The organism is Winogradskyella pacifica (genome assembly GCF_003386275.1).
Taxonomy (GTDB): domain Bacteria; phylum Bacteroidota; class Bacteroidia; order Flavobacteriales; family Flavobacteriaceae; genus Winogradskyella; species Winogradskyella pacifica.
Map to the genome: position 1 here is coordinate 394,454 of NZ_QREI01000003.1, position 12,943 is coordinate 407,396.

18 protein-coding genes are annotated in these 12,943 nt (G+C 33.7%); 1 reads left to right on the forward strand and 17 read right to left on the reverse strand.

Going from position 1 to position 12,943, the window contains the following annotated elements:
* Positions 1–113: 113 nt before the first annotated feature.
* From DFQ09_RS08860 to DFQ09_RS08940, 17 genes are all read right to left on the reverse strand, one after another.
* Positions 114–1,418, reverse strand: coding sequence for a cryptochrome/photolyase family protein (locus DFQ09_RS08860; RefSeq protein WP_115809480.1), 1,305 nt, complete (start codon positions 1,416–1,418; stop codon positions 114–116).
* Positions 1,419–1,467: 49 nt separating this feature from the next.
* Positions 1,468–1,935: an SRPBCC family protein gene (locus DFQ09_RS08865; RefSeq protein ID WP_115809482.1), complete on the reverse strand. Its 468-nt coding sequence runs from the start codon at positions 1,933–1,935 to the stop codon at positions 1,468–1,470.
* A gap of 100 nt (positions 1,936–2,035) precedes the next feature.
* Complete coding sequence (locus DFQ09_RS08870; protein ID WP_115809484.1) at positions 2,036–2,500, reverse strand: TspO/MBR family protein; 465 nt, start codon at positions 2,498–2,500, stop codon at positions 2,036–2,038.
* A gap of 7 nt (positions 2,501–2,507) precedes the next feature.
* On the reverse strand, positions 2,508–2,672 hold the full coding sequence (locus DFQ09_RS08875) for a Lacal_2735 family protein (protein ID WP_115809486.1): 165 nt from the start codon (positions 2,670–2,672) through the stop codon (positions 2,508–2,510).
* 6 nt (positions 2,673–2,678) lie between these two features.
* A complete protein-coding gene (locus tag DFQ09_RS08880; RefSeq protein WP_115809488.1) occupies positions 2,679–3,167 on the reverse strand; it encodes a glutathione peroxidase in 489 nt (162 codons plus the stop codon).
* Positions 3,168–3,215: 48 nt separating this feature from the next.
* Complete coding sequence (locus DFQ09_RS08885; protein WP_115809490.1) at positions 3,216–3,902, reverse strand: SDR family NAD(P)-dependent oxidoreductase; 687 nt, start codon at positions 3,900–3,902, stop codon at positions 3,216–3,218.
* A gap of 6 nt (positions 3,903–3,908) precedes the next feature.
* On the reverse strand, positions 3,909–4,139 hold the full coding sequence (locus tag DFQ09_RS08890; RefSeq protein WP_020894382.1) for a hypothetical protein: 231 nt from the start codon (positions 4,137–4,139) through the stop codon (positions 3,909–3,911).
* 3 nt (positions 4,140–4,142) lie between these two features.
* Positions 4,143–4,826 (reverse strand): GTP cyclohydrolase I FolE, encoded by a 684-nt coding sequence (gene folE, locus DFQ09_RS08895; RefSeq protein ID WP_115809492.1) that lies wholly within the window; start codon positions 4,824–4,826, stop codon positions 4,143–4,145.
* A 55-nt stretch (positions 4,827–4,881) separates the two neighbouring features.
* A complete protein-coding gene (locus DFQ09_RS08900; RefSeq protein ID WP_115809494.1) occupies positions 4,882–5,154 on the reverse strand; it encodes a TIGR03643 family protein in 273 nt (90 codons plus the stop codon).
* Positions 5,151–5,582 carry a hypothetical protein gene (locus tag DFQ09_RS08905; RefSeq protein WP_115809496.1) on the reverse strand — a complete coding sequence of 144 codons (432 nt, stop codon included), beginning with the start codon at positions 5,580–5,582 and terminating at the stop codon, positions 5,151–5,153. The genes DFQ09_RS08900 and DFQ09_RS08905 overlap by 4 nt, the downstream gene beginning before the upstream one ends.
* Positions 5,583–5,800: 218 nt before the next feature.
* Positions 5,801–7,243 (reverse strand): SDR family oxidoreductase, encoded by a 1,443-nt coding sequence (locus DFQ09_RS08910; RefSeq protein WP_115809498.1) that lies wholly within the window; start codon positions 7,241–7,243, stop codon positions 5,801–5,803.
* Between the two features lie 14 nt (positions 7,244–7,257).
* Positions 7,258–8,568, reverse strand: coding sequence for an ABC1 kinase family protein (locus DFQ09_RS08915; protein WP_115809500.1), 1,311 nt, complete (start codon positions 8,566–8,568; stop codon positions 7,258–7,260).
* Complete coding sequence (locus DFQ09_RS08920; RefSeq protein ID WP_115809502.1) at positions 8,569–9,225, reverse strand: TetR family transcriptional regulator C-terminal domain-containing protein; 657 nt, start codon at positions 9,223–9,225, stop codon at positions 8,569–8,571.
* 96 nt (positions 9,226–9,321) lie between these two features.
* Entirely contained in the window at positions 9,322–10,374 is a 1,053-nt protein-coding gene (gene arsB, locus DFQ09_RS08925; RefSeq protein WP_115809504.1) for an ACR3 family arsenite efflux transporter, read from the reverse strand.
* 5 nt (positions 10,375–10,379) lie between these two features.
* The gene (locus tag DFQ09_RS08930; protein ID WP_115809506.1) at positions 10,380–10,994 is read right to left on the reverse strand and encodes an arsenate-mycothiol transferase ArsC; all 615 of its coding nucleotides are present in this window, start codon (positions 10,992–10,994) and stop codon (positions 10,380–10,382) included.
* 21 nt (positions 10,995–11,015) lie between these two features.
* Complete coding sequence (locus DFQ09_RS08935) at positions 11,016–11,486, reverse strand: DUF6428 family protein (RefSeq protein ID WP_115809508.1); 471 nt, start codon at positions 11,484–11,486, stop codon at positions 11,016–11,018.
* A gap of 21 nt (positions 11,487–11,507) precedes the next feature.
* Positions 11,508–11,840, reverse strand: coding sequence for an ArsR/SmtB family transcription factor (locus DFQ09_RS08940; protein WP_115809510.1), 333 nt, complete (start codon positions 11,838–11,840; stop codon positions 11,508–11,510).
* Between the two features lie 181 nt (positions 11,841–12,021).
* On the opposite strand from DFQ09_RS08940, the gene DFQ09_RS08945 reads away from it, so the two are divergent.
* Positions 12,022–12,867 (forward strand): DUF2911 domain-containing protein, encoded by an 846-nt coding sequence (locus DFQ09_RS08945; RefSeq protein ID WP_115809512.1) that lies wholly within the window; start codon positions 12,022–12,024, stop codon positions 12,865–12,867.
* The last annotated feature ends 76 nt before the right edge of the window (positions 12,868–12,943 follow it).

Sequence of the window (12,943 nt, forward strand, 5' to 3'; positions counted from 1 at the left end):
TTAAAATTGTTTGTTGAAATGGTTATTTCAGCTAAGACGTTAACAGTCTTGTATATAACAACGCTATTTTTTGATGTTTATTATAATTAATCTGAATTATTTTAACAATTTGATTAATTTAGGGCTGTTTTGTAGGTTTTTAAACAACGTTCTCTTGCCGCTTTATGATCCACCATAGGCTGAGGATAGGTGAGTTCTTGATATTCTGGAACCCAATGTTTTATGTACTCGTGATTTTTATCAAATTTCTGAATCTGCGTCGTGGGATTAAAAATTCTAAAATACGGAGCAGCATCAACTCCACAACCAGCAACCCATTGCCAATTGCCAACATTGCTGGCCATATCGTAATCGTGTAATTTCTCAGCGAAATAGGCTTCACCCCAACGCCAATCAATTAATAAATGTTTGCATAAAAAACTACCAACAAGCATGCGGACACGGTTGTGCATAAAACCCGTTTCATTAAGCTGTCGCATCCCAGCATCTACTAGCGGATAACCTGTGTCTCCTTCACACCATTTTTTAAATTCATCTTCATTATTACGCCATTCAATACGATCGTATTTTGGTTTAAAAGCCTGGTCTACAGTTTGAGGAAAATGCCATAGAATTGCCATAAAAAATTCGCGCCAAATCAATTCTTGCCAAAATATTTCATTCTGTTCTGCAATCGCTTTTTTTACCATTTTGCGAATGCTAACGGTTCCAAAACGTAAATGCGGACCTAGACGCGATGTGGAATCTTTAGCAGGAAAGTTTCGTGTGGCTTCATACTCTTGAATCAATGTCGGGGTCACCTCATAATCTGTAATTTCTTGACTAGATTTTTCGAAATCAATGTCTGATAAACTGAGATTAGGTAATCGACTATGTGCAATTAAATTATTTAAATACGAATTGGTATAGTAAATTTCTAATCTAATAGTTTTAAATTTTTCTTTCCAAGTTCGCATATAAGGTGTGTACACCAAATACGGATCTCCATCCTTTTTTACGACTTCATTTTTTTCGAAAATGACTTGATCTTTACATGTTTTGAATTCAATATTATGCTGCTCTAAAAACGTTTTAATTTTATCATCACGTTCCTTGGCGTACGGTTCGTAATCGTGATTGGTATAGACCGTTTCAATCTCGTAATCTTTTATTAATTGCTCAAAAATAACTTCAGGTTTGCCATGAAATATAGCGATACTACTGTCGTGTTCATCCTGTAATGTTTGCCGCATATTTTGAAGCGTTTGATGAATAAACGTCACGCGCGCATCGTCTTTAGGTAAGCGTTCTAATATCTCCGTATCGAAAATGAAAATTGGTAGTACTTGGTGGTCTCCACGTAACGCTTCATAAAACCCAAGATTATCATCTAACCTTAAGTCTCTTCTAAACCAAAATATGTTCGTCTTTTTACTCATTTAAAATGTAGATTTAATTTGCGATTGAATGCAGCAGGTGTGATTGTTTTTAATTAATGTACGTTCCGAATAAGGCTTCTAATTTTTGGGTTCTATAATTAAATATTTCATCCAGTTTTGGTTGCACCAAAAATGGATGAATCAGTTGCCCTAGTATCCCCATTGGTAATTTGTAATCTATAATATCTTCCATTTCAACACCACCTTCAATTGCTTTTATAAAGTGCTTATGATGCCAAAGCGCATAAGGTCCAAAACGTTGTTCGTCTACAAAATATTCACGGTCTTTAATATGTGTAATTTCTGTTACCCATTTGGTTTTAATGCCTAAAACAGGCGTGACAATATATTGAATGATTTGACCTGGAAACATAGGTTTGTCTGCTCCAGAAAGGATGTTAAATCCCATATAATCCGGTGTGATTACTTTTAAATTCGCAGGACTAGATAAAAACGTCCAAGCTTCTTCAACTGAAATGGGAAGTTTTTGTTTTTTGTGTAGGGTGTATATTTTCATAGCGTATTATAAAAAGTCAAAAAGAATAAATAGGTAATGGATTAAAGCATAAAATGAGAGGCTCACAAAGGTAAAACTAGGTCGTTGACCGAAATCGAAACTAATTGTTAAAAACAACATAGCCGTTTAAAGACGTGGCGATGCAAAGCCAAATAATATAAGGAAGCAATAGATATTTTAATCGAGTTAATCTATCATCTCCAAACGTGATAAAGAAGTAGATAATTACCAACGTTAATACTATGATATTTATAAAAGCTAAGTTTGGGAGTTGTTGATTGAAAAACAGGTAATTCCAACTGACATTCAATACCACGGCGATGGTATATATACTTATGACAAATTTTGAATTTCTGATGGTAAATAAATAACTGAGATAGGCCGAAAAACAAATCATAATGAGTGTCCAAGTCGCTCCAAATACCCAACCTGGTGGAGTCCAAGGCGCTTTATTTAAATTTGAATACCACTCGCCTGTAATGGCGTCACCCATAAAATAACTTCCCAGTGCAAGTCCACCAAAATTGATTATTAGAAACAGTATAAAGAGATATATTTTTTTCACCTTATGATTATTTTAATTTATCAATTTTATCAGCTATCGTTTGGGCTTCAGCATATTTTTTGTCGCTTTCAGCTCTGTTCGTTGTAGAAAGCTTATGCCAATCTGCCATAAGTTTTTCATATTGTTTTTGAAGTTTATCGGCTTCCGATGGTTTCTTAAATAATCCGAACATAGTTATTTATTTTAAATACTTCAATAGTCTTGAACTCGTAGGGCTAGTAATAGAGTAGTAGTAATTTAGAAATTCACCATTTTCGTCTATTAAGTATTTCTGAAAATTCCACTTTACAGTAGAATTCTGCTTGCCGTTATTAGATTCTTTGGTCAACCAACTATATAAAGGGTGTTGATTTTCGCCTTTTACGTCAATCTTTTCAGTAATTAAAAATGTGATACCATAATTGATTTCGCAGAATTCTTGTATTTCGCTAGCTTCTCCTGGTTCTTGTTTTCCAAATTGATTACAAGGCACACCAATAATAACTAGTGTATCTTTGTAAGTGTCTTGTAAATTTTGTAAATCTCTGTACTGTGATGTAAATCCGCATTTGGACGCCACGTTTACAAATAGAATTTTTTTACCTTGAAACTGATGTAGATCTATAGGCGTTCCTTGTAAGGTATTAATTTTTATATCGTAAAGTGGTTGTGTTGCTGTCGTCATCATTTTGTTATAGTGTTAATGATAATCTAGTTGCCTTAACTAAAAGTGTTTCTACAATTTAAAACTTACAATGCCGCAATCCATTTCAAATATCTGACCAGATAGGGATGCTGCTTTATCAGATAATAAAAATGCGGCCATACCTGCAACTTCTTCTGGTTGTAAATACTTCTTAAGCGGATGGCGCTCGTTCATATTTTCAATCATACGTTCGTTGCGTAATAATTTGGAAGCCAATTCTGTATCCGTTACCGTTGGTGCAATAGCATTGACTCTTATGAGAGGTGCTAATTCTGCTCCTAATGATTTTGTTAAACCTTCAACTGCCGATTTTGAAGCCGCTACACTGGCGTGATAAGGCATGCCAAGTTTGGCTGCAACTGTACTAAAAAGTACAATTGAGGGGTGTGTTCCATTTTTTAAAGCTGGTATGTATTTCTGAATAGCTCTAACAGCGCCAATAACATTGATTTCAAAATCATTTTTAAAATCGTCTACAGTTAACCGGTTAATTGGCTTTAAGTTGATGCTTCCAGGACAATACACTAAGCCATCAGCTTCGTTTATGTCTGGTAATTCATCTGTTAGAATATCGCAATTGTAATGTTTTAAGTTAGGATGCGATTCTTCTGGTGCTGTTCTGCTAATATTTACAATTTCATCATAAAAAGAAAGCAAAGCTATAACAATTGCTTTGCCAATACCTTTGCTTCCTCCTATAACTATTAACCGTTTCATAACCTATTATGAGGTAGCAGTTAACGGTCGTCCCTTTAAACGTTTTTCAATTTTTTGCTTTATAACTGTTAGACGCTTCATTAAGTCCATTAACTTGGCGTCTTTCTTTTCCTTGTATAATTCGTTGACTTCTAAGATTAGGTCTTTTGCCTCTCTTGCCGCCATAATTCTGTCACTTGTTGTTTTAAATGAAAACTTTCTGTTTTCAAATTCTATAGCTTTTTCTACTGTTTCCATAGTTTAATTGTTTATATAGTTTTGTAATTCTAAAATTTTTGAAGCATTATTAAATTCGCCTCCGTAATATGTTGTTACTGTAGTTGACGTGTCATCTTGGATACCTCTAGACGATACGCATAAGTGCTTTGCATCTATTATTACAGCAACATCTTCAGTTTCTAAAACTGTTTTAAGTTCGTTTGCAATCTGGTTGGTTAAACGTTCTTGTACTTGTGGACGCTTAGCATAATATTGCACTATTCGGTTTAATTTTGAAAGTCCAATAACTTTTCCAGATGATTTATAAGCGATATGTGCTTTTCCTATGATTGGCACAAAATGATGCTCACAATTAGAGTAGAAGGTAATATTTTTTTCTACAAGCATTTGATTATATTGATATTTATTATCAAAAAGCGCGACTTGTGGCTTATTTTTAGGATCTAAACCTGAAAATATTTCTTCAATATACATTTTTGCAACGCGATCTGGTGTGCCTTGTAACGAATCGTCTGTTAAATCGAGACCCAAAACATCCATTATTTCTGAAAATAAAATTGAAATGCGTTCTTTTTTCTCTGTGTTAGACATTTCGAAAGCATTTGCTTTCATAGGGGTGTCTAAACCTGTAAATAAATGGTCGTCACCCATCTCATCTATACTGAGGTTATGACCATTTGTTTTGGAAATTTTTTCTGTAATCATAGAATCTTTTTAATGTGCTGTCTTTAAGTACTCCAAACTTAAATCAAAGCACGTGTTAACGTTTTGAAATAGAGTTGTTTGTTATTGTTCTTTGTCTAGAGCATTTAAATCTGCCTTCGTCAAACGTTCTTTTTTTACTGTGTTTAGTTGCTCTTCCTTGAACTCTTGTTCTCCACAATCTAAAACTACTTGGTTTTAATTCTTTTCGCATTAAATTAATAACCTCTTGTTCTTTTAATTTGAATTGAAACGTAATAGCATCAAACGGTGTTCGATCCTCCCATGCCATTTCAATAATTCTGTCAATGTCCTTAAGTTCTAAATTCATAGTCCTTGAGGCATTGCATAAAGCATATCATACTTTACTTTTTCGTCAATTAACTTGTCAAAAAACGTCTTGTTTTCTTTAAAAGTTTTGTCAGCTCTAAAATGCACAAATTTTCCTTGTGCATGTATACTAGACCCATTGATTTTATATATAACGAGATGGTAATAAGGAATAACCCAAGTAAATTGTTTGAGTCTTTTATTAATCCTTATCAGAATCCCTCTAGGTCTCAACTCTATATTTCCAAAATTATGATCCGAAACTGCATTCATTATAGATTGCAGGTTTGGACTCACTTTGTCAATAATCATTTGTTTAGAATCTACACCATTCATTGTCAACTTCTGTACCAAACTAAAAGAACTGCCAACTAAGTCTGCAATAATTTCTTTATGCTCAGTATTAGAATGTGTAGTGTTTAATATCATAGCTTCTCAAATATACAAAATGTTTAAGCATTTAATTATATTGCTAAACAAAAATTAACAGATAATTATGAGTATAAAATTCATTCTGTAAGCGTTAGGTGCCTAATCACTTTTTAGCATTCGCGTTCTGCCTTGTATAGTCAGTCGCTTTATTAGTCTATAACTTTCACTGAAAACTTTGGCGCCGTGTTTAGGTACGAAAAGCCTCACTAACACGTCTAAGAATTTCTTTCTTTAGGCGCTTTGTTTTTTACCAAAGCGTTTAGCATACCATTAAAAACAAAAGCATGAAACGGTAACACAGAATACCAATACAATCTCCCCCAAATGCCTTTAGGTCTAAATACGGCAGTTTGATGTAATTGCCCTTTTACGATTTTGAATTCTAACCAAGCTTCACCAGGTAAGCGCATTTCTGCAAAAAGTAAAAGTCTTTTTTCTTCTTTACTCGCGTATAAGACACGCCAAAAATCTAAGGCATCACCAGCTTCTAAATAGGTATTGCTTGTGCGCCCCCGTCTTAAACCAACACCACCAAAAAGTTTATCCATATAGCCTCTAATTTTCCAGAGGCCATTAAAACTATACCAGCCGTTTTTACCGCCAATAGCCCATATTTTATCTAAAGTGAAATTTTCATCAATGACAGGTTTTTGTCTTTCATCTGTAAAACACCCAAATTGTGGTAACTCTATATGTTTAGATAATTGATCTTTAAAGCGTCCGCTACTTACGGCATCTTTCCAGCTAGATATCACGGCGTTTTGTTCTGTTTTTTGAAATGCTAAATCCACAGCCGTTTTATAATCCATGGGTTTAATACCAATGATTTCATTGATTTTACTCGGTTTCCCAATGACTTCAACCTTCATGCTATCAACTAAAGCAGCAGCCAATTGAAACGATGTAGAGGTTACAAAATATAACCAGTAAGATGAGAGTTTTGGTGTTAACACAGGAAGGGTTACGATATGTCGTTTTAATCCTCTGACTTCTGCAAATTGAAGGAGCATTTCTTTATAAGTCAATATCTCAGGACCGTAAATATCAAAAGCGCCGTTGTATAATTCTTCTTTACCTAAACCACCAGCTAAAAAGTTGAGCACATCGCGTATCGCTAAAGGCTGTGTTTTTGTATTTAGCCATTTAGGTGTAATCATAAATGGCAATTTTTCTACGATGTCTCTTATAATCTCGAAAGATGCACTACCGCTGCCGACTATTATTCCTGCTCTAAATGTGGTGAGGGCATAACGTACAGATTTCAACGTGTTTTCAACTTGTAAACGTGACTTTAAGTGTTTAGAAAGGGAGGCGTCATTTACAATACCACTTAAATAAATAACTTGTTTACAGTCTGTTGGCTCTACAAGGTTTTTAAAGTTTTGTGCACATTGGCGTTCTAAATCTTCAAAATCTTCAGAACCTGTAGACATCGAATGAATTAAATAATACGCTGCATCTATATCTTTTGGGATTTCAGCAGATTCTGGTTTAAGAAAATCAACTTTTATAAACGAGCATAAGGGGTTATCTTTAATTTCATCTGGAATACGACTTAAATCTCGCACACAACACACCAACTCGTGTTTGTTTTCTAGAAGTTGTAACGCTAATCGTCTTGCGATATAGCCTGTGGTGCCTGAGATGAGTATTTTCAATTATATATATTTATTTAAAGATTTTTAAAATTATTTATTTGTACGTTTTCAGCTTTAAGATCGAACATTAAATTGTACAATCCAAAAAATGTTCTATTTATATAAATAAAATGCTTAGATCCTCTATTACCATTCATATTTCTGAGTTCTGTACTTTTAGAATAGCGTTGTCCCATATCTGAGATTTGATTAAAAAATTCAGGATTTGAAAAGTCGAATTCTTCCACATGAAATGGTTTTGTAAAAAGACTTAATAATTCATGAAACATAGCGCTAAAGAACTTAATTTCTTCTTCAGAATCATCGTTTTTCAAAATTTCGAGCTCATAAAGTTTCTCAGTAAATCGTTTTGGATTTTCAATACATGCTTTATCTGCTAATTCAAAATAAGGAATGTAGAAATCTTCAGGAATAATTTTCATACATCCAAAATCTAATGCAATCAGATTACTGTCTTCAGAGATTAAAAAATTCCCAGGATGTGGATCGGCATGTACTTTTCTCAACTTGTGAATTTGGTACATGTAAAAATCCCATAAAGCCTGACCTAGTTTATTGGATTTGTCTTGGTCTGTATTATGTGCTGTAAATTCCGAAAGGTGTTCGCCAGACATAAAATCCATAGTGATAATACGTTCAGATGAAAACTCCTCATAATAGTTTGGGAATTTTAAATTTGGAATGTGTTTACAAGCTTCCGCAATTTCTTTACTCTGCGCAATTTCTAAGATGTAGTTGGTTTCCTCTGTGAGTTTATTTTCAACTTCTTTAAAGTATTTATCAGAATCTTTCCCTTTAATATTAAACATCTTTATAGCTATAGGTTTTACCAACGCTAAATCTGATGCAATACTTTCGGCAACTCCAGGATATTGGATTTTCACAGCAAGTTTTTTCCCATTCTTTTCCGCTATATGGACTTGTCCGATACTAGCAGCATTGACTGAAGTTGCATTGAAAGTGTCAAAGATATCTTCGGGATGTTTCCCAAAGTATTTTTTAAATGTTTTTATAACCAAAGGAGGTGATAATGGTGGCACAGAAAACTGAGATAACGAAAATTTCTCAACATAGGCCTGTGGCAATATGCTTTTTTCCATACTTAACATTTGTGCGACTTTAAGTGCACTGCCTTTAAGTGTTTTAAGACTATCGTAAATGTCTTCGGCATTATTTTGATTTAAGCGTTCTTTGGCATCCTCTTTAGAGTTGACCATTTTGTCGCCGTAATATTTTAAATAATTAACGCCTACTTTTGCTCCTGTTGAAACCAATTTGGAAGCTCTAGATATTTTAGTAATCGGAATGCTGTCTATTGTTTTCATCTAGTTGGAGTGTATTTTTTCTTTATATAAGAATTTGCCAAAATCTATAAGGCTTTTTAATGGAGTGGTATCGATTAAATCGAAACTCGCCTGAACTGATTTTTCGATAAACACATCTGTTTTTTCAAATGAGGTAGAAGTGTCGTCTAACCAAAATTTAAGCGTGACTAACAATTGAAACCATGCTGATTCTTTGAGGCCTCTATTTTTTAATTTTTCAAGTTTTTCTTCCTTAAGATCAATTGTTTTTATGTCTAAGTGTTCGATGTAATTAGTAAAGCTCTTCTTTAAATGAGACAATGCTTTTAAAGATTTCAATTGATTTTTATCCGAACCTAAGGCTTGTACCACGTAGCTTCGATTCGCCGTTAATATTTCGAAAAAGGTAAAGTAAAAACTAAGCAGTTGGTTTCGTGCATCAAAAGATTGATAATCTTCACTTTTTTCTAAAACAACTAAAGTATGATCAAAAAATATTTTAAATATGGATTGCTCTAAAATCTCGAAAGAACTAAAATATTCATAGAATTTTTGTTCTTCAAAATTATTGTCTTTCGCAAAAGCGTAGACAGAGTTTGGCTTATGGTTATGTGTCAATACATAATCCATATAGTTTGAGATAAGGTCGTCTTGTGTGATGTTTTTCTTTTTTGCCATTGTAATTGATTTACAATGTAAAGATACTCTATGTTTAACTATTTAAGTATATAGTTAAACAAACTTTAACAAGACTTAGGGAAAAACAAATCTGACTTAAGCTTTTTGTGGTAAATAGTATTTTTTCCGAAGCCAAAACGACACGCGTACTAAAAGTATTAAAGCGGGTACTTCTACCAATGGGCCAACGACTCCTGCAAATGCTTGTCCTGAGTTTAATCCAAAGACAGCAATAGCCACTGCAATGGCTAATTCAAAGTTGTTACCAGCGGCAGTAAAAGAAATGGCTGCATTTTTATCGTAAGTGGCTCCCATGGCTTTGCTAATGAAAAATCCAATAAGGAACATAATTGCGAAATAGATTAATAAAGGAACAGCAATGATTAAGACGTCCATTGGTATCTCTACAATCAATTCACCTTTTAATGAAAACATAACTACGATGGTAAATAATAATGCGATTAAAGTCATTGGTGAAATGGTAGGTATAAATTTAGTAGTGTACCATTCTTCACCTTTTAGTTTTACCAAAATTAAACGCGACAGAATACCTAATAAAAACGGAATACCTAAATAAATAGCGACACTTTCAGCAATCGTAGCAATTGAAATATCTACAATAGCACCTTCAAAACCAAAATAGGGTGGAAGTACTGTAATAAATAGATACGCATAAAAGCTATAGGCAAAGACTTGAAAAATACTATTTAAAGCCACTAAACCTGCTCCATATTCGCTACTGCCTTCAGCTAAATCATTCCAAACTAAAACCATAGCAATGCAACGCGCCAAGCCAATTAGGATTAAGCCAACCATGTATTCCGGATAATCGCGTAGAAATGTAATTGCTAAAACAAACATTAACACAGGACCAATAATCCAATTTAAAACTAATGAAATTGACAATACTTTGACGTCTTTAAATACTTTTGGAAGTAGTGCATAATTCACTTTCGCTAACGGCGGATACATCATTAAAATAAGTCCGATTGCAATAGGTATATTGGTCGTTCCGCTACTATAAGATTCTACTAATTCTGGAAATGACGGTACAAAAAAGCCAATGCCAACTCCAATAGCCATAGCTATGAAAATCCATAAAGTAAGATAGTTATCTAAAAAACTCAGTTTTTTCTTGATTGCCGTCATGGTAATTAGTTTGTAATGTTAGAGAATACATATTTTAGTTCTGTAGCAATTTGAAGACTCCGTTCCTTATACTTTTCTAATTGTTGTGGAGTGTTATCAAAAGCTTTAGGGTCGTCATAAGTAATCGGAATTCGTTGTTCTGATCCACCAATAAAAGGACAACCTTGGTCTGCGCTAGAGCAGGTCATTATGGCCGCAAATGTTGACGTCGGATTGAATTCATCATCAAATGTTTTTGAAAAGCCAATCACAGGATGCGCATTTTTTGAATATTTAATGCTGTAAACCGGATTGCTACCATTAGAAAGTGTTTCAATTTGAAACCCGGTATTTTCAAGCGTTTTAGCTACAACAGGAAATAAGGCTGTGGCTTCTGTTCCACCTGAATAACAAAACACATTTTTAATGTCAAAATAAGATGCCATGGCCTGTGCCCAAACTTGAGATAAATGGCTACGACGTGAATTATGCGTACAAATAAAATTTAAGTTAACGGTGTTGTTTTCCGTTGTCTTAAGTTGAATGTAATTAATGAGTGGTTGTAAAATCGCTTTACGCTCATCTGAAATAGCTTCAATTTGTAGTTGCTCTATTTGGTTACTAATTGGTTGGTACAGCATGATATTTTAGAATTTTAATGTTTAGCAGCATCCAGAACCTGGAGCACAAGATGGACCTTCATTTTGTAAATCTGAAAATTTAAGTTTTGGTTTCTTTTCAGGAATACCACATTTGTCTTTCGCTAAACAATCTGTAAGTTTAGAAGTCAATAAAAAATGTGTGCCGTCAAAATCTAATCCATATTTACCAATGGTATCTCCTTGGTATTCAACTTCAATTTCTAAGTCTTCAATTTCTAAGACTTTTTCAGAGAGTTCTATGATATTAAGCAATTTTTCAGGATGTAATCGGTGATCGTAATCATCAGCTTCCCACAATTGAAAGTTGGCTACATTCTCCGTTCTTACAGTGCCACCACAATCGATAAAATGTTTGGATATTTTACCAACTTCTGTTACATGAAAGTGATTTGGTACTAAGGTGCCGTTTGGTAATTGAAACGCTATGGTGTCTAATGCTTTTAATTTTGATTTAATTTCTGATAGTTTCATAAGTATCTATTTTAATTCTATTTAACAACAGGTATTAGAGTCGTCGAGATCTTGGTCTAAAAAAGCGGTTAAAGTTGTTTTCATGTTAGACCAATTCTCTTTATCTATACAATAGCAAATACTAGTGCCTGTAATGTTTCCTTTTATAAGTCCTATTTTTTTTAATTCTTTTAAATGTTGAGAGATTGTGGGCTGTGCTAATCCAATTTCATCCACGAGATCACCACAAATACAAGAATCTATTTTAAACAAATGTTGAAGAATAGCCACTCTCGCTGGATGTCCAAAAACTTTAGCGATGCTAGAAATTTGATTTTGTTCTAATGTGAAAATTTCGGTTTTAGTCAATCCCATGAATCATTGTATTATTATATTGCAATATTACGATGAAAGGATGAGAATTCAAATTACTTGTTGAATTATTTTTTCTGTCAACGCTTTCATCTATTTGATTTTAAGATTTCATTAACATACCTAGCTTTTGTTAAGTCGTAATTTTACATTTAATAATTATCAACACTTAATACTATAAAAAATGAAGAAATTAGTACTTTTTACATTTGCGTTAACTTTAATGTTTTCGGTAAATGCACAAATTGAAACACCACAACCAAGTCCTGCTGCTAAAATTGAGCAAGTTGTTGGTTTAACAGATGTTTCTATTGATTATTCTCGTCCGGCTATGCGCGGAAGAACAATTTTTGGTGAACTAGTACCTTACGGAAAAGTATGGAGAACTGGAGCAAATGCAAGAACTAAGGTTACATTTAGTAATGATGTTACTATTGGAGGTAAAGACGTAAAGGCAGGAACTTATGCAATTTTCACAATACCACAAGCTAAAACATGGGATGTTGTTTTTTACACAGAACATGCTGCAGGTGGTACGCCAGCTGAATTTGATGAGTCTAAAGTAGCTGCTCGTGTAACGACACCAGTTTATCCTATAGAAATGGACATTCAATCGTTTACAATTTCTATTGATGATATTACTAGTAGTTCTGCAGTTATTGGCATCATGTGGGAGAAAACTTATGTTGGTGTAGAGTTTAAAGTACCAACTGATAAAGCAGTATCTGCTGCAATTGATAAAGTAATGGCAGGACCTTCTGCAAACGATTATTACGCTGCGGCAGTATATAATTTAGAAGAAGATAAAGATATCACTAAAGCAAAAGAGTGGATTGATAAGTCTATGTCAATGACAAAACAACCAACCTTCTGGCAATTACGTAAACAATCTTTAATTTACGCTAAAGCAGGAGATAAGAAAGAAGCTATTGCAATTGCAAAAAAATCATTAGCAGCTTCAAAAGAAGCAAAAAATGCTGATTACGTTAAAATGAATGAAGACTCTCTAAAAGAATGGGGAGCTAAGTAGTTTATAGCTACTAGCTTTTGGCTTTTAGCCTTTAGTTCTTTATAAGTAAAAAAACGCAACTTTTTTGGTTACTAAC

What these genes read in the sequence shown, in the direction of transcription:
- DFQ09_RS08860 (WP_115809480.1), bottom strand. Translation starts at nt 1,418, where the DNA reads ATGAGTAAAAAGACGAACATATTTTGGTTTAGAAGAGACTTAAGGTTA.
- DFQ09_RS08865 (WP_115809482.1), bottom strand. Translation starts at nt 1,935, where the DNA reads ATGAAAATATACACCCTACACAAAAAACAAAAACTTCCCATTTCAGTT.
- DFQ09_RS08875 (WP_115809486.1), bottom strand. Translation starts at nt 2,672, where the DNA reads ATGTTCGGATTATTTAAGAAACCATCGGAAGCCGATAAACTTCAAAAA.
- DFQ09_RS08880 (WP_115809488.1), bottom strand. Translation starts at nt 3,167, where the DNA reads ATGATGACGACAGCAACACAACCACTTTACGATATAAAAATTAATACC.
- DFQ09_RS08885 (WP_115809490.1), bottom strand. Translation starts at nt 3,902, where the DNA reads ATGAAACGGTTAATAGTTATAGGAGGAAGCAAAGGTATTGGCAAAGCA.
- DFQ09_RS08890 (WP_020894382.1), bottom strand. Translation starts at nt 4,139, where the DNA reads ATGGAAACAGTAGAAAAAGCTATAGAATTTGAAAACAGAAAGTTTTCA.
- folE (WP_115809492.1), bottom strand. Translation starts at nt 4,826, where the DNA reads ATGATTACAGAAAAAATTTCCAAAACAAATGGTCATAACCTCAGTATA.
- DFQ09_RS08900 (WP_115809494.1), bottom strand. Translation starts at nt 5,154, where the DNA reads ATGAATTTAGAACTTAAGGACATTGACAGAATTATTGAAATGGCATGG.
- DFQ09_RS08905 (WP_115809496.1), bottom strand. Translation starts at nt 5,582, where the DNA reads ATGATATTAAACACTACACATTCTAATACTGAGCATAAAGAAATTATT.
- DFQ09_RS08915 (WP_115809500.1), bottom strand. Translation starts at nt 8,568, where the DNA reads ATGAAAACAATAGACAGCATTCCGATTACTAAAATATCTAGAGCTTCC.
- DFQ09_RS08920 (WP_115809502.1), bottom strand. Translation starts at nt 9,225, where the DNA reads ATGGCAAAAAAGAAAAACATCACACAAGACGACCTTATCTCAAACTAT.
- arsB (WP_115809504.1), bottom strand. Translation starts at nt 10,374, where the DNA reads ATGACGGCAATCAAGAAAAAACTGAGTTTTTTAGATAACTATCTTACT.
- DFQ09_RS08930 (WP_115809506.1), bottom strand. Translation starts at nt 10,994, where the DNA reads ATGCTGTACCAACCAATTAGTAACCAAATAGAGCAACTACAAATTGAA.
- DFQ09_RS08935 (WP_115809508.1), bottom strand. Translation starts at nt 11,486, where the DNA reads ATGAAACTATCAGAAATTAAATCAAAATTAAAAGCATTAGACACCATA.
- DFQ09_RS08940 (WP_115809510.1), bottom strand. Translation starts at nt 11,840, where the DNA reads ATGGGATTGACTAAAACCGAAATTTTCACATTAGAACAAAATCAAATT.
- DFQ09_RS08945 (WP_115809512.1), top strand. Translation starts at nt 12,022, where the DNA reads ATGAAGAAATTAGTACTTTTTACATTTGCGTTAACTTTAATGTTTTCG.